The organism is Paenibacillus validus NBRC 15382, assembly GCF_004000985.1.
Classification (GTDB): Bacteria; Bacillota; Bacilli; order Paenibacillales; family NBRC-103111; genus Paenibacillus_G; species Paenibacillus_G validus.
On record NZ_BIMH01000035.1, the window covers coordinates 39,757 to 58,341 of the forward strand.

15 protein-coding genes and 1 pseudogene are annotated in these 18,585 nt (G+C 53.7%); 14 read left to right on the forward strand and 2 right to left on the reverse strand.

What is annotated here, in order from left to right; all coding sequences use genetic code 11:
- Position 1: 1 nt before the first annotated feature.
- The 14 genes from PVA01S_RS19365 (at position 2) to PVA01S_RS19430 (ending at position 16,749) form a co-directional block, all read left to right on the forward strand.
- The gene (locus PVA01S_RS19365) at positions 2–1,390 is read left to right on the forward strand and encodes an aspartate aminotransferase family protein (protein ID WP_269103581.1); all 1,389 of its coding nucleotides are present in this window, start codon (positions 2–4) and stop codon (positions 1,388–1,390) included.
- The gene (locus PVA01S_RS19370) at positions 1,387–2,973 is read left to right on the forward strand and encodes a pyridoxal phosphate-dependent decarboxylase family protein (RefSeq protein WP_244932992.1); all 1,587 of its coding nucleotides are present in this window, start codon (positions 1,387–1,389) and stop codon (positions 2,971–2,973) included. The genes PVA01S_RS19365 and PVA01S_RS19370 overlap by 4 nt, the downstream gene beginning before the upstream one ends.
- Positions 2,918–4,759, forward strand: coding sequence for an IucA/IucC family protein (locus tag PVA01S_RS19375; protein ID WP_127608942.1), 1,842 nt, complete (start codon positions 2,918–2,920; stop codon positions 4,757–4,759). Before PVA01S_RS19370 ends, PVA01S_RS19375 begins: the two co-directional genes overlap by 56 nt.
- Positions 4,737–5,426 (forward strand): GNAT family N-acetyltransferase, encoded by a 690-nt coding sequence (locus PVA01S_RS19380; RefSeq protein WP_127608943.1) that lies wholly within the window; start codon positions 4,737–4,739, stop codon positions 5,424–5,426. Before PVA01S_RS19375 ends, PVA01S_RS19380 begins: the two co-directional genes overlap by 23 nt.
- Positions 5,353–6,699 (forward strand): lysine N(6)-hydroxylase/L-ornithine N(5)-oxygenase family protein, encoded by a 1,347-nt coding sequence (locus tag PVA01S_RS19385; protein ID WP_155615299.1) that lies wholly within the window; start codon positions 5,353–5,355, stop codon positions 6,697–6,699. Before PVA01S_RS19380 ends, PVA01S_RS19385 begins: the two co-directional genes overlap by 74 nt.
- Positions 6,696–7,943: an MFS transporter gene (locus tag PVA01S_RS19390; protein WP_127608944.1), complete on the forward strand. Its 1,248-nt coding sequence runs from the start codon at positions 6,696–6,698 to the stop codon at positions 7,941–7,943. Before PVA01S_RS19385 ends, PVA01S_RS19390 begins: the two co-directional genes overlap by 4 nt.
- Complete coding sequence (locus PVA01S_RS19395; protein WP_244932993.1) at positions 7,916–9,775, forward strand: IucA/IucC family protein; 1,860 nt, start codon at positions 7,916–7,918, stop codon at positions 9,773–9,775. The genes PVA01S_RS19390 and PVA01S_RS19395 overlap by 28 nt, the downstream gene beginning before the upstream one ends.
- Before the next feature lie 23 nt (positions 9,776–9,798).
- Positions 9,799–11,079: an AMP-binding protein gene (locus PVA01S_RS19400; RefSeq protein WP_127608945.1), complete on the forward strand. Its 1,281-nt coding sequence runs from the start codon at positions 9,799–9,801 to the stop codon at positions 11,077–11,079.
- The gene (asbD, locus tag PVA01S_RS19405; RefSeq protein WP_054797982.1) at positions 11,079–11,357 is read left to right on the forward strand and encodes a petrobactin biosynthesis protein AsbD; all 279 of its coding nucleotides are present in this window, start codon (positions 11,079–11,081) and stop codon (positions 11,355–11,357) included. Before PVA01S_RS19400 ends, asbD begins: the two co-directional genes overlap by 1 nt.
- Before the next feature lie 17 nt (positions 11,358–11,374).
- Positions 11,375–12,370 carry a DUF6005 family protein gene (locus PVA01S_RS19410; RefSeq protein WP_127608946.1) on the forward strand — a complete coding sequence of 332 codons (996 nt, stop codon included), beginning with the start codon at positions 11,375–11,377 and terminating at the stop codon, positions 12,368–12,370.
- The gene (locus PVA01S_RS19415; RefSeq protein WP_127608947.1) at positions 12,363–13,220 is read left to right on the forward strand and encodes a sugar phosphate isomerase/epimerase family protein; all 858 of its coding nucleotides are present in this window, start codon (positions 12,363–12,365) and stop codon (positions 13,218–13,220) included. Before PVA01S_RS19410 ends, PVA01S_RS19415 begins: the two co-directional genes overlap by 8 nt.
- 149 nt (positions 13,221–13,369) lie before the next feature.
- Entirely contained in the window at positions 13,370–15,499 is a 2,130-nt protein-coding gene (locus tag PVA01S_RS19420; protein ID WP_280531824.1) for an ABC transporter transmembrane domain-containing protein, read from the forward strand.
- Positions 15,500–15,529: 30 nt separating this feature from the next.
- Complete coding sequence (locus PVA01S_RS19425; protein WP_127608949.1) at positions 15,530–16,045, forward strand: hypothetical protein; 516 nt, start codon at positions 15,530–15,532, stop codon at positions 16,043–16,045.
- Positions 16,046–16,197: 152 nt separating this feature from the next.
- A complete protein-coding gene (locus tag PVA01S_RS19430) occupies positions 16,198–16,749 on the forward strand; it encodes a hypothetical protein (protein ID WP_054797989.1) in 552 nt (183 codons plus the stop codon).
- A 157-nt stretch (positions 16,750–16,906) separates the two neighbouring features.
- Here PVA01S_RS19430 and PVA01S_RS19435 read toward each other — a convergent pair whose 3' ends face one another.
- Together PVA01S_RS19435 and PVA01S_RS27325 are read right to left on the reverse strand one after the other, a co-directional pair.
- Positions 16,907–17,341 carry a hypothetical protein gene (locus PVA01S_RS19435; protein WP_230876251.1) on the reverse strand — a complete coding sequence of 145 codons (435 nt, stop codon included), beginning with the start codon at positions 17,339–17,341 and terminating at the stop codon, positions 16,907–16,909.
- A gap of 277 nt (positions 17,342–17,618) precedes the next feature.
- Positions 17,619–18,585, reverse strand: a pseudogene (locus tag PVA01S_RS27325) (collagen-like protein); the annotation flags it as partial.

Here is an 18,585-nt window from a genome sequence, read left to right on the forward strand (position 1 = left end):
CATTCCCCAAAGGAGGAAAGTTTATATGACGAAGGGCAATGCGATATATCTTGAAAGCCAGCAGCGACGCGAATCTAATGCCCGTACGTATCCGCGCAAGCTTCCCATTGCCATTATTGAAGCCAGAGGAGTGCAGGTGAAAGATGCGGACGGCCGGACGTATTACGATTGTCTTGCCGGAGCGGGAACGCTTGCCTTAGGCCACAACCACCCCGTGGTGGTCGAGGCCATGAAGGATGTTTTAAACTCCGGTATGCCTCTGCTTACGCTTGATCTGACAACGCCGGTCAAGGAGCGATTCGTCGATGAGCTCTTCGAAGCCTTGCCATCGGAATTTGCGGGTAAAGCCCGTATTCAGTTCTGCGGCCCATCGGGAGCAGATGCCGTTGAAGCCGCCGTGAAGCTGGTCAAGACGGCAACGGGAAGAAGCGTCATGATGTCCTTTCACGGGGGATACCACGGTATGACGAGCGGCGCGCTTAGTTTGACGGGGAATTTGCAGCCTAAGCGCCAGGTAGGTACGTTGATGCCGGGCTCACACTTCCTGCCTTATCCCTATGATTACCGCTGCCCCTTTGGAATCGGCGGGGAGGAAGGGCATCAAGTCGGAAGCCGCTATATCGAGCATTTGCTCGACGATCCGGAGAGCGGTGTGCTGCCGCCCGCCGGCATGATTATGGAGTTAGTTCAGGGAGAGGGAGGGGTCATTCCCGCGCCCGATGCCTGGGCTCGGGAGATTCGGCGAATAACGGGCGAAAGGGAGATTCCGCTCATCATTGACGAGGTGCAGACGGGGATCGGCCGAACAGGCCGCATGTTTGCTTTCGAGCATGCGGGCATTCAGCCCGATGTGATCGTTATTTCCAAAGCCGTGGGCGGAAGTCTTCCGCTGTCCGTGATCGTATACCGGGAGGAGCTTGACCGATGGGAGCCGGGAGCGCATGCGGGTACGTTCCGCGGAAATCAATTGGCGATGGCAGCAGGTACAGCGTCGCTGCGGTTTATCCGCGAAGAACGGCTGGTCGAGCATGCGGCCCGTGTCGGTCAGCGCCTCGTCAAGCACTTGGAGCAAACCCGTTCTGCCGTAAATTGCATTGGGCAAGTGAGGGGCAGAGGGCTGATGATCGGCGCGGAGATCATCGATCATGAACGCGCTTCGGACAGGCTTGGAAGCTATCCCGCCTACAGTGAGCTGGCTCGCGAAATTCAACGGCAATGTTTGAAACGAGGCCTCATTCTGGAGCTCGGCGGACGACATGGCAGCGTAGTTCGTTTCCTGCCTCCGTTAATCGTAACGGAAGAAGAAATCGATCGAATCGCGGAAATTTTCCATGAGGCTGTTCTGGCGGCGGAACGCCATAACCGCATTCCCCAGGGGGTCTTCAGGTGAACGGTACCTTCGCAACGGATTTTTTGAATCACAGCGAGGAAAGCCAGGTGCTCTTCCGCAAGCATATGAATACGGCTTTGGGCGTGTTAATTCGCGATTTTGCAAGTGCCAAGCATCCCTACAGCGGAGCTCTGCCTGATCAATTGGCGGCTTCCTTACGGCAGCGGCCGGTTTGTCCCGAGCAGGGCATCGGTATGGCGGAGCTGCTGGATTTCATAGGTGAGGCTGTACTGAAACATTCAGCGGTAGTGACCCACCCGGCTTGTATGGCTCACCTTCACTGTCCGCCCCTGCAGGCTTCATTGGTTGCGGAGGCGCTGCTTTCCGCGGTGAATCCTTCCATGGATTCGTGGGATCAAAGTATGTCGGCCACGATGCTGGAGCAAGAGGTCATCGGCTGGTTGTGCGGGTTGTTCGGATTCGCAGGCAGAGGCAGCGACGGCGTGTTCACCAGCGGGGGAACGCAGTCCAATTTCATGGGATTACTGCTTGCCAGAGACCATTATTGCTGCATGCGCTGGAACTGGAATGTGCAGCAGCGGGGATTGCCTCCACAGGCTGACCGCCTCCGGGTGCTGTGCTCGGAAGAGGCCCATTTTACAGTCAAGCAATCGGCGGCTTTATTAGGTCTGGGACAACAATCCGTCATCACGGTGCCCGTGGATTCGAAGGGCCGAATGCACAGCGATCTTCTGGAAAGCACAATCGCCCGTTTGCGCGAAGACGAACTGCTTCCCTTCGTACTCGTAGCTACAGCCGGGACCACTGATTTCGGCAGTATCGATCCGCTTCCGGAATTGGGAGAAGCGGCTCGAAGGCATGGTCTATGGCTCCATACCGATGCGGCATACGGCGGCGCGCTCGCTTTGAGCGATCAACACGCCTGCCTGCTTAAGGGGATCGCTTTGTCTGATTCGATTACCGTTGATTTTCACAAACTGTTTTATCAACCGATCAGCTGCGGAGCTTTTTTGCTTCGGGATCGATTGCATTACCGTTATTTGAGGCTTAATGCCGACTACTTAAACCCGGAAGCGGATGATCAGGCGGGAGTGCCTAATCTTGTAGGCAAGTCGGTCCAGACAACGCGCAGGTTTGACGCGCTCAAGCTCTACATGTCGCTGCAGCATGTCGGCCGCGAGCGGTTTGCCGCGATGATCGATCATACCCTGAAGCTGGCGGAGGAAACCGCAGAGCGGATTCGACAGGAGGACGCGCTGGAACTGATAGCAGAGCCGACATTGAACGCTGTTGTTTTCCGGTATGTACCTTCAGTTGGAGCGGAAGACGGCGCTGGATGGACGGATGAGTTGAACTGCCGGATTCGGGATCGGCTGCTTGAAGGCGGCATAGCGGTTGTCGCCCGGACGAAGGCGAAGGGGAAGGCTTGCTTAAAATTTACGCTGTTGAATCCGTTAGCGACGCTGCAGCATACGGCCGGAATATTGAGGCATGTCATACGCATCGGCAAGGAATTGGAATGTCAATATGCTGCGGAGCTGCTTGCTCGGAAAGGAGTGTTATCACATGATCGGGGAACGGCCGCTGGAACTTACGAAAGTTTTATGGGAAGAGGGTTGTGAGGCGCGTACAATCGCAGCAAGGGCTACGCTGCAAAGCTTGCTTAACAGTTTCCTCAGGGAGACCGGGTTGGGAGATTGGCATGAATCAGACGAGGGTTGGATGCTTCAGCTTCCTCTGGTCAACCAACACGGGACGGTAATCGTCCCGGTGAAGTATAAATCTCCGACCGGAAGGCATCTGTTCCAATTTCCACTCCAATGGAAAGGAAGCGAAGACCTTGGGGCGGTCACGGAGGACGAGCTGGCGATCGCGGAGCGTCTGGTCCGGGAATTGGGACAACGGGTTCAGGTTGACGCGTCCGGGCGAACAGAGGAACTGCTGCAGCGAATCAGGGAAAGCTGTGAACGTATCGAACAGTTTGTTTCCGCCCGTGACGAGGACCGCGAGCAGCTGTACGGCTATGACGGTGATTTTCTTACTGCAGAGCAATCGCTGCTGTTCGGACATCTGCTGCATCCTGCACCGAAGAGCCGCGAGGGTGTTCCCGATAACGCACAGTCGGTGTATTCCCCTGAGCTGAAAGGACAATTTCAGCTGCACTACTTCAGGGCGCACCGATCCATTGTTCGTGAAGACTCGGCGCTTGACCGCATGACGGCGACGGAATGGATTAAATCGGAACTGCGGGATGGTCCGCAGACGGAACCGGATTTTATATCCGCCTATACGGGGCTCGACGACTACACATTGATTCCGCTTCACCCGCTGCAGGCCCGGGATATGCTGCGTAAACCGTCCGTACTGAAGCTGATCGGGGAGGGCTTGCTTCAAGATTTGGGTGCACGGGGACGATTCTATTCGGCGACATCGTCGTTTCGGACCGTGTATCACCCGGAGTCGCCATGGATGGCTAAAGGATCCGTTCCCGTGAAAATTACAAACTCGCTGCGGGTGAATAAATTCAAAGAACTGGAGCGGGGCGTTGAGGTAGCACGGTTGATGAACACGCGAATCGGCGAGGTTTCAAGCCGTTATCCGGCGTTTTCAATCGTGAAGGACCCGGCTTATGTGTCGATTGCTTTGGAAGGGGAGGAGGAATCGGGCTTTGAAGTGGTGCTGCGTGAAAATCCGTTTCAGGGTGATCGGGCGCTTCAAGCGGCGCTAGTCGCTTCACTCATTCAGGATCCGCTGCCCGGTTCCGAATCCCGCCTCAGCCGCATCGTCCGCCGTTTGGCTGAACGGGAGGACCGCACGACGGAAGCCGTCAGTCTGGACTGGTTCCGCCTTTATCTGGAGATGTCGCTGAAGCCGATGCTGTGGCTGTATTTCACGTATGGCATCGCTCTGGAGGCGCATCAGCAAAACAGCGTCGTTCAGCTGCGTGAAGGGTACCCTAACCGCTTCTATTATCGGGATAATCAAGGCTATTATTTCTGCCGTTCGATGTCAGAGCGCTTGAAGCAAGAGCTTCCTGATCTTGGAGTCAAAAGTCAGACGTTCTGCGATGACGCCGTTGCCGATGAGCGGTTTCGTTATTATCTGGTCTTCAACCATTTGTTTGGCTTAATTAACGGCTTCGGCACCGCAGGGCTTGTTGATGAACGTCTGCTGCTTCGCGAGCTGCGATCCGTGCTGGCCGGGTTTCTCCCTATGAACAGGGAGCCGTCCACCTTCCTCCAAAGCTTGTTAGCGGAGGAGAAGCTTCCGTGCAAGGCCAACTTGCTTACCCGGCTGTATGACATGGACGAATTGGTCGGATCGCTCGAAAACCAGTCGGTTTACGTTCTGGTGGATAATCCGCTTGTCTTGGAGGTGCCGGAGGATGTCGGGCGTCTTGATTCGTAATTTAAACCAGCTTTACGAGGATCATCCTCTAGCTACTATCCAGGATCGAACGATCGGTAGAACGATTTCCTTTCGTCCGGTCACGATGGAGCACGATTTGCTGCGGCTGCACGCCTGGCATCAGGAGCCTCATGTCGTTCCCTTTTGGCAGCTCCAAATTCCTCTGGATGCGTACCGCAACCACTTGGAGCGCTTCTTGGCCGACCCGCATCAGACGCTGTGCATCGGTCTGCTGGATGGGGAGCCGATGAGCTATTTCGAATCGTATTGGGCGGCGTCCGACTTGATCGGTCAATATTACGAGGCGGCTCCGGAAGATCAGGGGGTGCATCTGCTCATCGGCCCGCCGAACTATCTCGGGCAAGGTTATGCGCTCCCGCTGCTGCTTGCTCTCGTACGTCTGCAGTTCCTGCACCCGGGGACTATGCGAATCGTCGCCGAACCGGATATTCGGAATGCGAAGATGCGGCATATTTTTGAAAAGTGTGGCTTTCGCTTCCAACGGCAAGTGCAGCTTCCGGATAAAACGGCAGCGCTGATGCTTTGCGAGCGTGAGATCTTTGAAGCTTGGGATAGAGAAAGGGGAATGGCTTATGTCGAGGACGGGCGCCGGTCTGAATCATTCAGACGTGCTGGATGTGCTGGGCGTCGGAATCGGTCCGTTTAATCTCGGTTTAGCTGCGCTGCTGGATCGCGTACCGGAGACGAAAGCTGTCTTTCTGGAGCGGAAAGCGCAGTTTGATTGGCACTCCGGCATGATGATCGAGGGCACGACCCTCCAGGTTCCATTCTTTGCGGATTTGGTAACGATGGCTGATCCGACGCATCCGCTCAGCTTTTTGAATTATTTGCATGAGCATGGCAGATTGTACCACTTTTACTTTCGGGAAAAGTTTCATATTTCGCGCCGGGAATACAACCACTACTGCAGGTGGGCGGCAGAGCGGCTGGCCTCTTGCCGTTTCGGCTGCGAGGTGACCGGGATCCGGCTGGAAGAAGCCGGATCAGACGCCCGGTTTGTGGTGGAGGTGCGAGAGCTTGGCACTCCGCGCATGTTAAGCTATCTTGCCAGTAATCTGGTTATAGGCGTAGGGAGCCGTCCTCAAATGCCGGCTCGCTTCCGATCGCTGTGCGGTCCGCATGTATTCCACTCGGCCGATTATTTAACGCATCGGGAGCGCTGCCTTCAAGCCCGTTCGATTACGGTGGTCGGTTCCGGGCAGAGCGCAGCGGAGATTACGCTTGATCTGCTAAGCGGGCAGCAGGAATACGGGTATCGGCTGGACTGGTTTACGCGGTCGGCGGGATTTTTCCCGATGGAATATTCCAAGCTCGGACTAGAGCATTTTTCCCCTGATTACACGCGGTACTTCTACGGGCTTGCACCCGAGCGCAAGGATGCTGTCCGAGCAGGACAAAGCCTGCTGTACAAAGGGATCAGCGCCCGCACCATCGCCGACATCTACGATGCCTTGTACGACGCGGGAGCCGGAGGGGAGGAAAGCCCCCGCGTTCGGCTCATGGCCTCCACGGAAGTGGAGCAGCTACTTCCGTTCTCCGGGAGGGGAAGCGATGGATACAGGCTGGTTTGCCGACAACTGCAGCAGGATATTTCGTTCGAGCATGTCAGCGATGTGGTCATATTGGCCACTGGCTACGAGCATGCCGAGCCGGCTTGCTTGAGCCCGTTGGAGCCGTATATTTGCCGGGATGCGAAAGGCCGGTATGACATTTCCGAGAATTACGCGCTGAAGCTTCGAATCGGCGGGGGCAACCGCATATTTATTCAAAATGGGGAGCTGCATACGCACGGCGTCGGCGCCCCGGATCTGGGTCTGGGCGCATACCGGAACAGCTTGATCATCGAACAATTGACGGGACGCGCGGTGTATCCTCGAAGGGAACGAAACGTATTTCAGCAGTTCGGAGCGAACGTATGAGGCGGCTTGCTCAAGAGGCGGGAGGGCTTCGCTCGAGAACCGGCATGCAGGCTGCGCTCCTTGGCTGCGTGTTTCTCGGCCTTTTCACCGAAGTGCTTCTGTCGCCGTATTACCCGCAGTTTTTTCGTCAGGTGTTCGGCGTCGAGGACTACAGCTACACGGGCTTTTATTTGTTCGTCTGCCGGTTGACCGTCGTTCTCTGCTCCCCGGTTTGGGGCTGGCTGGCCCGCAAGGCGGGAGCCAAGCGGCTGCTGTTTGCTGGTCAGGCCGGCACGGCATTGACGACAGCGCTGCTGGCGTCGGCGGATAGTGCGACGGAGTTTCTGATTTTGACCGTATGTCTGCTCCTGTTCAAAAGCAGCTACATGCTGATTTATCCTATTCTGATGGAACTGATCGATAGGGGCGGTCAGGCGGGTTCGGCGGCCAAGTTTCACACCGTGCACCATACAGCCGTTCTGTTAGCTGCGCTGACCGGCGCCCACATGCTCCAAATGGAACGGCCTCTAACGCTGTTTTATGGAGCGGCGGCCGCCGATGTCGTTCAATTGCTCGTATGCATAGGGGTGCTTTGGGGGTGGCGGGGCGGCTCCCGGCAAGCGGGCGAACCTGAGTCTGCAGGCTCGAAACTTTCGTTAATAGGGCTGCTGCGTGATCGATATATCGTAACGCTGGGACTGTTGTTTTTTACTTTGACGGTCGCGAATCAAGTGGTCAGGCCCTTTTTTACACCATACGTAGAGGAAGCCTTCCGCCTGTCGACGGGCATAGCCGGGGTGCTGTTCCTTCTGCCGCATGCATGCGCCTTAACGCTGCTGCCGTTTCTTCGCAGTATTTGCAAACCGGGGCGGTTGCATGTCGCGTACACGTTGGGCGTTGCGACGATGGCCGCCGGCTTGATGATTCAAGCGCTGTCGGAGGGCATTACAGGATTGATCATTGGGCGTATGCTGTACGGCATGTTTCTGGCAATAACGATGGCGGTGCTGGACGTCATTCTGTTTGAAAGGGAACGAGGGACGGGCGCTGCTATGACCTTCAGTGTCATGGTATCGTTTCAGACGGCCGGGGAGTTGTTGTCTCCGCTGCTTGCCTCGTTCCTGTCGATCCAGGCGGGGTTGAATACGCCGCTGCTTGCCGCCGCCTTGTTGTGCCTGGTGAATACCCTATTGTTCAGATGGTCTGCTATTCACAGATCGCCGAAGGAGGCAGCGAAGTGGAATGTACATGGCAGCAAGACCTAATGGCTGCTCAAGCTTTACGATCCGAGGCCTGCGTGCATGTGCGCAGAAGAATTTTCCGGCAATTGGCGGAGTCGGTCATCTATGAAGGAATCGTCACGCCGCTGATGGAAGCGGAAGGGGAAAAGATATTATACAGCCTTCAAGGTCAAGATGCTGCGGGCCGGAAGGTGATCTACCGGTGTCTTGGGCAAAGAAGGTTCACATTCGGCCGGATTCGGATGTTAACGGAATCTCCGCTCATCCGGCTTGGCGGCGGCGTAGAAGCGGAGGCGTCTTCGCTGCGTTTATTTGTCGAGGAAGTGCTGGATGTGCCGGGTGTAGATCGGTCCAAGCTGATCTCGTTTGCGGAGGAGCTGGAGCAGACGCTGCTGAAGGATGCCATAGCTCAGTTTCATCGGATTTCGGAAGGCCGTGAGTTGCGGCGGTTAAGCGGAGATGACTTGGAGTCGGCGGTCATGGACGGGCATCGGTACCATCCGAGCTATAAGTCGCGGATCGGCTTTGATTATGCCGACCATCTTGCTTACGGCCCCGAGTTTGCCCGGGATGTGACGCCTATATGGCTGGCCGTGCGGAAGGAGGAGAGCCGGGCGGCCGTGCTGCCGGGCATGTCGCTCGACGGCTTGCTGCGTGAGGAATTGGGGGATGCTGCTGTCGATTCCTTTCAAGCGTTGTTGCGGAGCGAGAACTGCGACCCTGCCGACTATTTCTTCGCGCCGGTACACCCGTGGCAATGGCGCCGGGCGATCGTTCCGGCTTGCGCGGAAGAGCTCCGCACGAAACGTATGGTGCTGCTGGGATGTTCTCCTGATGCTTATCGCGCCCAGCAGTCGATTCGCACGCTTGCGAACCGGACAGAGCCGCATAAAGCGTATATCAAGCTGTCGATGAATCTGTTGAATACGTCAAGTTCCCGTCAATTGCTGCCCCACTATACGGTAACGGCCCCGGTCTTGTCCTTCTGGCTTCAAAGCTTAGTGGATGGAGACCGCTATTTGAAGGAGGAAGCGAAACTGATTTTGCTGCGGGAGGTGGCTGCCGTCTCGTATGATCCGCAGGATCACAAGGGCGACGGAAGACGCTCGGGCCGGGAGCATGACCAGGCCCCGCACCCGCTGTACGCAGCAGTGGGCTGCATTTGGCGGGAAAGCTTGCACCGCTATTTACAGTTGGGGGAAGAATGCGTGCCCTTCTATGCGCTCTGTGCTTCGGAACGGGATGGCACCCCGCTCATTGAGCCATGGCTTCAAGCCTATGGGATCGAGGCGTGGCTGAACCGGCTTCTGGAGCGGTGCGTGCTGCCTGTCCTCCACTTGGCCGCAGTTCATGGCGTCGCTACGGAATCGCATGCGCAAAATATGGTGATGGTGCACCGGGAAGGTTGGCCAGAGCGGTTGGCGCTCAAAGATTTTCATGAGGATGTGCTGTACTGCCGTTCCTTTCTGAAGCAACCGGAGTTTTGCCCGGATTTAACGGTTGTTCACGAACGGTATGCTGTCCAGGAGGAGAGAGCCAATTTTGAAACGGAGGATGTGACGCCGCTGCGGTATTTGACTTTGGGGGCGCTATTTTTCGTCAACCTCGGTGAACTGGCTATGATGCTAGCGGATTGGTACGGCTTTGAGGAAAGGCGATTTTGGCGGATGACGTCTGCATGTATACATCGCCATCAGGCAAAAGATCCGCATTGGAAAGAGCGGTTTGAGGCTTTGGATTTGTTTGCCCCGACCACCAGAGTGGAGCAGTTGACGTATAAACGATTGACGGTTCAATCAAAAGGGCTATCGCACAGGGTGCCCAATCCTTTGTCGGCTTTCCAATCGCCCGACTAGTACAAGTAAGAGGAGGTCCGCATGTGAATGGGAAGCTGTTTGCCGTCAACCAATTGTATTTGGGCCAAGAGGATGTGGATGTACGCTGGAAAGCCTGGGGGCTTTTGCCGCATTATCGGGACGCGGGGAAAGCTGGAAGCCGGATCGCGGTCTGCATGGCGAACGCGGCCGAGTTGATTATACTGGTGCTTTTTTTGCGGGAGCAAGGGGGATCGGTGCTTCTGCTCCACGGAGAAACTCCGCTGGAGACGGCCAAGTCTCTGGCGATTGAAGCAGGGTGCAGCGGCCTCGTGTACCGATCCGCCGAGGACGGCTTTCTGACGCTTAGGCCGCCGGAAGGAGCGAACGATACCCTTGACTCCGCCCAGGAGGCTTCGCTTTGCATGTTCAGCTCAGGTACGTCCGGCAAGCCTAAGCTCATTTGCCGAACGTGGTCGGCTGTAGCGGAGGAAATCACGGCTTATAATGAAGCGATTGATCTGGACGGTTCGGTTACCCCGGTCATCATCTCGCCGGTAAGCCATGCTTACGGCCTGATCAGCGGAGTGTTGTCCGCTATGAAGCGGCAAGCGGTGCCTCACGTCGCGGCCTATACGAATCCGAAGCTGACTTTGGCTCTCCTTCGGGACACGCCGAAGCATATCGTGTATGGGGTACCGTTGACGCTGCATGTGCTGACATCTTTCGCTTCCGGCTTTCGTTATCATCAGTTGATGAGCTCGGGCGCTCCTCTGCCGCAAGGTTTGTTGGATAAGCTTGCTCCTCTGGCGGACGGTGTGCTTCAGCAGTATGGCTGCTCCGAAGCCGGATGCATCAGCGTCAGCCGCTCCCTTCGGTTTAGCGCGGATATCGGCAAGCCGTTAGGCCACATTCGGATTAGGGAAGCCGGGGCTTCAGCAGACATGCCGAAAGAACTGATCATAGCTGTGCAAGACCGGGTGATCCGCACCGGAGATCTTGGGTATATGGAGCAGGGAGAGCTGCGGCTTCTAGCCAGGGCCGACGATGTGATCAACGTATCCGGCCTTAAAGTATATCCTACGGAGGTAGAAAACGTCGTCTCCGAACTGGACGGCATCCGCGAGTGCGTCGTCTACCGAGGGCGGCATCCGGTGATGGGCGAGGTCGTTTGCTGCATGGTGGCGGCCGATCATCAGGTTACGCCCGAGGCGGTTCGCGCATGGTGCATACGCAAGCTGCCTCCCTATAAAGTGCCGGCCAAAGTGGAGTGTGTCACGAAGCTGCCAAGGAATGCGACGGGTAAAATCAGCCGTAAAATGTTGGAGGAGGCGGATCTAAGCTGATGAGACGGAATCAACGGATAACAGAGCTTCATTCATTGATGAAAACCAGGCTTCTTCTGACAGACTTGTCTCCCTTGGAGGAAACGCACAGGCTGAATGAGGACCTTCGCGTCGATTCGGTGATGATGCTGCAGCTGTTGGTCTGGATTGAGGAGGAATTCGGGCTTCGTATACCGGAGGAGGAGGTGGATCCGCGGGTCTTTCATACGGTGGGCTCACTTCTTGATTTCATGGAACGTTTGGCTCCCGCCGGTACTGACGAGGAGCAAAGAGCGTAACAGAAGGAGGCGAATTTATGTTCGGATGGAAGGAGCAGCGCATTAAGGTTCACTGTGTGGTGAGCTGCTTGTGCGAGGTGGTCAAAAGGTACAGCGATGTCGATTACCGCCCTTTTTATTTTGGCGTGTGGGATGCGGAGTTTGCCTGGACGGAGGCGGGTTTGTCGTATTATTCAGATACCATTCAGCATGAGCGATCGATGAAGTGGTATGAACGAATGTTCGGAACTCGGGTGATCCAGTGGCATGACCGGCATCAGGATTCGGCAGCAAATGCGGCCAGACTGGTGGAACTTGTTGAGAATGCCCCTAAGCACAGGCATGTCGTCGTGCAGATTGACATGTCTCTCATGCCGGAGCGGGAAAATAAGTTCAATCTGAATCCGTTCCCTCATTATTTGCTGGTTTCGTCTACCGAACGAGAGGGCGAATGGTTCATGCTTGACGCGGATATGAAGTGGGAGGGGGTCGTCAGCCGGGAGCAGGTGCTCCAGGCTTTTGTTCATAACCCTTATCCGGACGGGTTTTATATCGAAGCCCTCGCTATCCAGGCGCCGACACCGAATACGGTCGTTTCTTACTTTTATGACGGATTTAATCTCCATGGCAATGAGCTGGTATCCAAGCTGCGAGCGCTTGTCTCAAGATTGGCCGGGGAGCCTGAGAAGCTGCCTCAGCTCGCGGATGCGCTCAAGCATCTGCACGTGATTGTGATTCGCAAATACGGGTATGATTACGCGTTCATGTACTTTCACGATGAGCTGCAGTTGCCACGGGAACATTATGAGCATTGGGCGCAGCAAATCCGCGATTTGGTTCAAGCCTTCAACACGATGCAATATATGGCTGTCAAACTATCGCTGACCGGCCGTACCGAGCTGCTTCCTTCACTATTGGAAACATTGGATAAGGCCGAAGCGATCGAACGTGGGCTTAAACAGGAACTGGAGCGGGAGCTTGCCTTATGGTCTGCCCGCTACTCCAACGCAGGGGGGCTTCTTATTGATGTCTGATTCATCCAGATTAGGGTGCTCGTTGTGCACCATCTCTTTTCGCCACACGTTGATTTCTTTCGAGCAGCTGATCGAATTTGCCCGAGTCCATGCCTTCAACGGAATGGAAGTATGGGGAGTTCACGCCCGTCACCTGTATGAGGAGCGCAAGGGCTCCAGGATGCATTTGCCGGAAGCCGCAGGGCTGACGGTTTCAATGATCAGCGATTATTTGGAAGTGGGATCCCGGGTGAATTTCCCGGATACCGTTACCCGATGCGAGGAACTGCTCACGTTGGCGGGCTGGCTTAGAACGAGGCGGATTCGTACTTTTGCGGGGAGGCGCGGCAGCAGAGAGGTGAGCGCAGGCGAGTTCGAGGATACGGTTCGGCAGCTTCGAATCCTTGGCGACCTGTGTATGGATCATGGAATCGATTTGCTGGTGGAAACACATCCGGGGACGCTGGCCGATCACAAAGCGGCGGCTCATCGGCTGATGACGGAAGTGAGCCATGAAGCGGTTAAGCTGAATATGGACTTCCTTCACTTATGGGAGGCTGGGGACGACCCGTTGGAAAGCTATGAGCAGTTGGAGCCATGGGTGGAGCATTTCCATCTGAAAAATATCCTCTCTCTTGCTCACTGCAGCGTGTTTCAACCCCATCAGGTGTATGCGGCTAACGGCAGCCGGCAAGGGATGGTTTCGCTGGCGAACGGAGCGGTCGATTACCGTCGTATTATCGATCGCATCGGGTCGAGCGGCAAGTTCGCCTCTTTGGAATGGTTCGGGGCCGAACCTGGACGGATGCTGAGTGGGGAAATCGGGTGGCTGCGTCGCAGGCTGGACCGTTTATACGCGCCAGCTCCATAAATGCTCGTGAATGAAAGGCAGCGCTAAAAGCTGCCTTTTTTTTGCAATCAAATCTCGCTCCTATCATGGAAAACGTTTACAGCCTGGCGAAACTGCGGTAATCTATGGGTACTGGGAGGCGGCGATTAAAATTGGATTTTATAAGGACCATGTTGCGCCATTTTACTCAATATAAACTACTGTTCTCCATTTTTTTGTTTAGCATCTTCTTTGAAGTCGCTTATGCGGTGGCAGCCCCCTTGAGCCTGAAATACTTGGTGGATGAGGCATTCACACCTAAGGACTTCCAAGCGTTCACGATCATTCTGAGCATTTTGCTCGGAGGCGGATTTTTCAACATTTGCGCAAGTGCATGCGGGGATTACTCGTTAGGCAAGCTGAGCGGCGAGGTGATTCGGAAGCTGAGAACCGAGCTGTTTATCCATCTGCAGCAGCAATCGCTGCCTTTTTATCAACGCTACAGAGTCGGCGACCTTGTTACTCGTTTCGCAGCGGATATGGCGTCCATGGAGAAAGTGATCCGCATCTCGTGTCCCTTCTTTCTGAAGGAGGCTTTAAGCATCCTGCTCGGTCTCTTTATGCTGTTTTCAATCGAATGGAAGCTCGCGCTGGCCGTGCTTGCCGGCTCCGTACTGATGTTTGTCGGGCCCAGACTCCTTCAAGCCCGTGCGGAAACGGCCAATGCGGGCTATAAAGAAGCCCAGGAGCGCTTCTCCAATACGATCGACGAGATGGTCAAGGGTCATAAAACGATTAAAGGCTTGCATCAGCAGGCCAGGTTGCGGGAGCGGGCCCGTAAGCAAATTCAAGAGCTGTTTTCCTTTGGTTTGAACATGCACATGACCAACTCCCTGATGGAGCGCTTGCCTCTAACGGCTTTATTGATCTTGAACGGGATTATGCTCGGCTTCGGCGGATATTTGATACTCCATGACGATATGACGGTCGGCGGCTTTATGGCCTTTTTTACATTGTTTATGAGCGTTGGTCAGGCGGCCTCCAATTTATCGTTCCTGATCCCGAACCTCATTGATTCGAGCGTTAGCTTCCGGCGCGTCGGGGAAATTTTCGATCAGCATCCCGGCGTTCCGGAAGCCGCCAACCCCATAGAGCTTCCATCTTCCATAACTTCGATCCGGATGGAACGGGTCACCTTCGGATATACCGAGGAAACCGATCAATTGCGGGACGTCAGCCTGCACATCGCAGCCGGCAGCTATACGGCATTCGTAGGTTCAAGCGGCTCCGGCAAAAGCACCGCGTTGCAGCTGCTGTCCCGTTTCTACGATCCCAGGCAGGGCACGGTTGCGATGGATGATTATGACCTGCGTACCGTAAGCGAGGCTTCCTTAAGAAAGCTATCCACGTTGGTTACTCAGGATACTTTTTTATTTAACACAACGATACGGGATAATTTGCTGCTGGACGGGGTTGACGTCACGGATGCGGACATGGTTGAAGCCGCGAAGCAGGCGAAAATACATGACGTCATTGCAAGCTGGCCTGCGGGATATGAGACAATGATCCACCATGAAGGGGGATCTTTGTCAGGGGGTGAACGGCAGCGCATCGCGATTGCACGGGCGATTCTGAGAAATCCGAGGCTGCTGCTGCTTGATGAGGTGACGTCGGCACTGGATCCGGCTACGGAAGCGGATATCAATCAATGGATTCAACAGATTCGCAGGCACACTACGATTATTTCCGTAACCCACCGGTTAGCCTCTGTTGTGAATGCCGATAGGATTCATGTGTTCAAGGAGGGCCAAATCGTCGAATCCGGTACCCACCAGGAACTTCTGCAGCAAAACGGACTATACTATAGCCTTTGGGAAAAGCAGCATGGGTTTCACTTGTCTCAGGATGGCCTTCATGCAACGGTGGAGGTTGACCGGCTTGCGAAGCTGCCCTTCTTCGAAGGGATCGAGCTTCCGCTGCTCCAGGACATGGCTAGCCTGTTTTCCACCGAAACGTGCAAAGAGGGCGAGGCTATTGTGCGTGAGGGAGAGGAAGGCCATAAATTTTACATTATTGTCCGCGGCAAGTTTGAAATCGTGAAGCAGGTTCCCGAAGAGGGAGATAAGCGGGTAGCCGTTCTGCAGGACGGTGATCACTTTGGCGAAATCGCCCTGCTCAGGGATATTCCAAGGACCGCTACGGTGAGGGCCATGGGCCCATCGGTGCTGCTATCTGTAAGACGGGAACAATTTCAAATATTAACAAACCAATACCCTCAAATTCTTCAAACGCTGGAGCAAACGCTGAAGAAGCGAATTTGACGTCTCGTGGAGACAGAAAGAAGGATCGCAATGACGACGCTTTGCAGACGCTGTTCCAATGATGATGAGTTCGCCAAAGTCAGTTTATTCTTTCTTGAGAACAGACGCGACCTGCATCTTTCTTATACAACCATGGATACGATTAGCCTGCTTTATTCCTATTTGACGCAGGGCCATTTGCTTCAAGCCACGGATGCCGACAACCGGGTGATCGGAGTATTGGGTTATTATCAGGGTACACCGGAAGAGGAATTTAAGGATAAAGAGGTTGCTTTTGCGGATATGGTCATTTTAGACAAAGCCCACAGGGGGACGCGGCTATTTATTACCGGGCTGCGGTTTTGGGTTCGTGAGCTCGTGAAGGAGCATCCGGAGGTGCAGGAATTGAGATTCGCCGCTCTGGAGGAAAATGAATATTTATGCAAATTGTATTCCAAATTTTCCGAAACAAGCTACAGACGTGAGGGTATGCTTGGAAAAGAATTGGTCTTTTGTGTGAAAATTAACCAGATTAGGACTATCTTAAAAATTTTCGACAAGGTATAATTAGGAAAAAGAAAACAAAGGATTGATTTCGAAAAGGAGGGGTACCGAATGATTCCACCAAAAGGATTTGGTTCTAAAGGAACCGGCGGCAAAGGTGACAGATTTGGGCAATTAGTCATCATCAATGATTCCTTAAGAGCACAACCGAAGTAATGCCCTACGAATTTCGTCCTTGCGATTTGGAAATGGACTATGAATCGTATGTAAAGTTTGTAATCAAGCATCACGATGAACTGAATTTGCCTTATTCATTTGCCATTAAGCTTAGTTTTATCAGCAGCCCTTTAATTTTTGGCAAAGCCATGCTCATCTTCAGTGAAGAGCCTTACGAGATTGTCGGTGCGGCCGGTTTCGTCTATGGTACCGGCGCCAACCAATATGAGGACCGGGAAGTATGTCAGGTGGAGGTTGCTTTTATTCAGAAGGCTTATCGGCGCACATTTGTGTTTGCACGAGGATTGCAGGCGCTGATTGACCAGATGAAAGCGGGAAACCCGAATGTCGAGAAGGTTCAGTTCTGGGCTTCTGAGGGTCAGGGGGAGCTGGAAAGGCTCTTCACGAAATTCAGCGCACTGCCTGGTTCGACAAAATCCATCGTGAACAACTTGGCTCTCTATACGGTTTCGTTTCATGAGCTGGAGGCCTATTGCCTCCGTTTTGGAGCCGCTGATGGACTTAGAGGAAACGAAGGCCGTGTCTACTGAACACGTGCTTCAGACCGTCGGGAATTCTCGATGGTCTTTTCTTTACGCTGTTTTCGTGAGCAAAGCAGACCAAATAGAGCTGTTCAGAGCGATTAAGAATGACTTGTTCCCTGATTCGCTAAGGATAAAGGTTTACAGCACGAAAGTGGTTTATCTTCTAAATGATTTTATAAAAAACTCCTATCAAAAATCTTGCGAATGGTGTTGTAAGGGGAAGTAAAATAAAAGCATAGATTGTACCCCAAACGAATGTACCTTCAACGTTTATCGTTTCCAATCCGCCCCTAACGATAGTTTCGCCAAAAATCGCACCAACTGTTCCGCTGTATAAGGTTACGAGAAATGCACTTATAAGGCTTATCAGCCAAAGTTTTTTGTTAGATAATGCATTTCTATTGTGAAAATATCCACCTAAAACTGCAAAGGTAATAGCAAAAGGAATTATCACTGAGAAATATAGCCACTCTTCACCCCAGAATGAAGTAATTCCACCAGCCCAAACTTGACCTATTAACATAAATAATAATGCAGTAATGAATGAAAATAAAGCACCGAAGATAAGACCTTTTATCCAAGAAAGATGTTTCATCATCTAATCACCACCAAATATTGATTTAGAGACAAGACGGATTTATCCTATTTCTTATTTACAATATTACAGAAAATCTGGATATTATAAAACTTTACCCTAAAACAACAATCTTTGCGAAAACAGCGTTTCTTTATTTTAAGGCTCTGTTAAATTTTAATGTTGATTTTCAAGAAATTAATGAAGGGTGGCATCATATGCCACCCTTTTCAGGTCAATTTTCTATCCAAAATCTTTTTACAACGTTACCATCCTCTTCAGTGAAACTTGCAGCTTGTAGTTATCGAGTGTCTTGTATCGAAGCATTACTGTTATTCTCGGCCAGTACTGTCAAAGGATCGTATGGAGGACCGACCACTGTTCCAGGTATCAGCGCGATATCTACAGCGTTTTCCGGGATGCCCCATGAATTTCCGGAAAAGACAAATACAGCTGCTTCAACAACAAATCCGCGGGTGTTATAGACAACATTATCCAGGATATTGCCGTTTGTACCCGGATTTAAATACGCTGGCTGGCGAAGAGAATAGAAGAGATTATTTTGCACCAACAGGTTGTTCATGTTGCCAGCTTGTGTCACAAAGCCGCGATTGACTACCCAGCCCGTTGAAGGCCCGGCTTGTGGAGGGCCGAATATGGTGTTGTCCAGTATTCGATGATTGTTACCTCCAATTTGAATAAATTCCCTTGCATACGGGATATCGCTGGTCATGGTCAGCCCTTTGACCGTTACTCCGCTTCCCAACACGATAATTGGAATGACATTCGCTTGCAGCATGACGATCGCGCCCGGATAACCAACTAAACTGACGCCGGCTTTGTTAACCAAAATGGTGGATGTGACCGGATACGTTCCCGGCAGAATGTGAACCGTTCCGGTGGGCAATACTGCCGTTACGCCTTGCTGGATTGTACCGAACGGGCTTGCTTGCGATCCATCCCCGCCTATTGCGCCTGCCTGAACATAAACTTGAAACGGATTGGGCTCAACCGTTCCGGTAGGCCCTGTCGCGCCGGTAGGCCCTGTTGCTCCAGTTGGTCCAGTTGGTCCCTGCGGCCCGCCGGAAGGTCCAGTAGGCCCTGTCGCCCCCGTTGCTCCGGTCGGTCCCGTCGGTCCGGTCGCCCCCGTAGGTCCTGTCGCGCCGGTAGGCCCTGTTGCTCCAGTTGGTCCCTGCGGCCCGCCGGAAGGTCCTGTCGGTCCTGTCGCGCCCGTAGCTCCAGTCGCCCCAGTTGCGCCCGTTGCGCCC

Bases quoted from the DNA above. Each gene is read 5' to 3' on its own strand.
- PVA01S_RS19375 (WP_127608942.1), top strand. From the start codon at position 2,918: ATGATCGGGGAACGGCCGCTGGAACTTACGAAAGTTTTATGGGAAGAG.
- PVA01S_RS19410 (WP_127608946.1), top strand. From the start codon at position 11,375: ATGTTCGGATGGAAGGAGCAGCGCATTAAGGTTCACTGTGTGGTGAGC.
- PVA01S_RS19415 (WP_127608947.1), top strand. From the start codon at position 12,363: ATGTCTGATTCATCCAGATTAGGGTGCTCGTTGTGCACCATCTCTTTT.
- PVA01S_RS19425 (WP_127608949.1), top strand. From the start codon at position 15,530: ATGACGACGCTTTGCAGACGCTGTTCCAATGATGATGAGTTCGCCAAA.
- PVA01S_RS19390 (WP_127608944.1), top strand. From the start codon at position 6,696: ATGAGGCGGCTTGCTCAAGAGGCGGGAGGGCTTCGCTCGAGAACCGGC.
- PVA01S_RS19435 (WP_230876251.1), bottom strand. From the start codon at position 17,341: ATGATGAAACATCTTTCTTGGATAAAAGGTCTTATCTTCGGTGCTTTA.
- asbD (WP_054797982.1), top strand. From the start codon at position 11,079: ATGAGACGGAATCAACGGATAACAGAGCTTCATTCATTGATGAAAACC.
- PVA01S_RS19380 (WP_127608943.1), top strand. From the start codon at position 4,737: ATGTCGGGCGTCTTGATTCGTAATTTAAACCAGCTTTACGAGGATCAT.
- PVA01S_RS19420 (WP_280531824.1), top strand. From the start codon at position 13,370: ATGTTGCGCCATTTTACTCAATATAAACTACTGTTCTCCATTTTTTTG.
- PVA01S_RS19385 (WP_155615299.1), top strand. From the start codon at position 5,353: ATGTCGAGGACGGGCGCCGGTCTGAATCATTCAGACGTGCTGGATGTG.
- PVA01S_RS19430 (WP_054797989.1), top strand. From the start codon at position 16,198: ATGCCCTACGAATTTCGTCCTTGCGATTTGGAAATGGACTATGAATCG.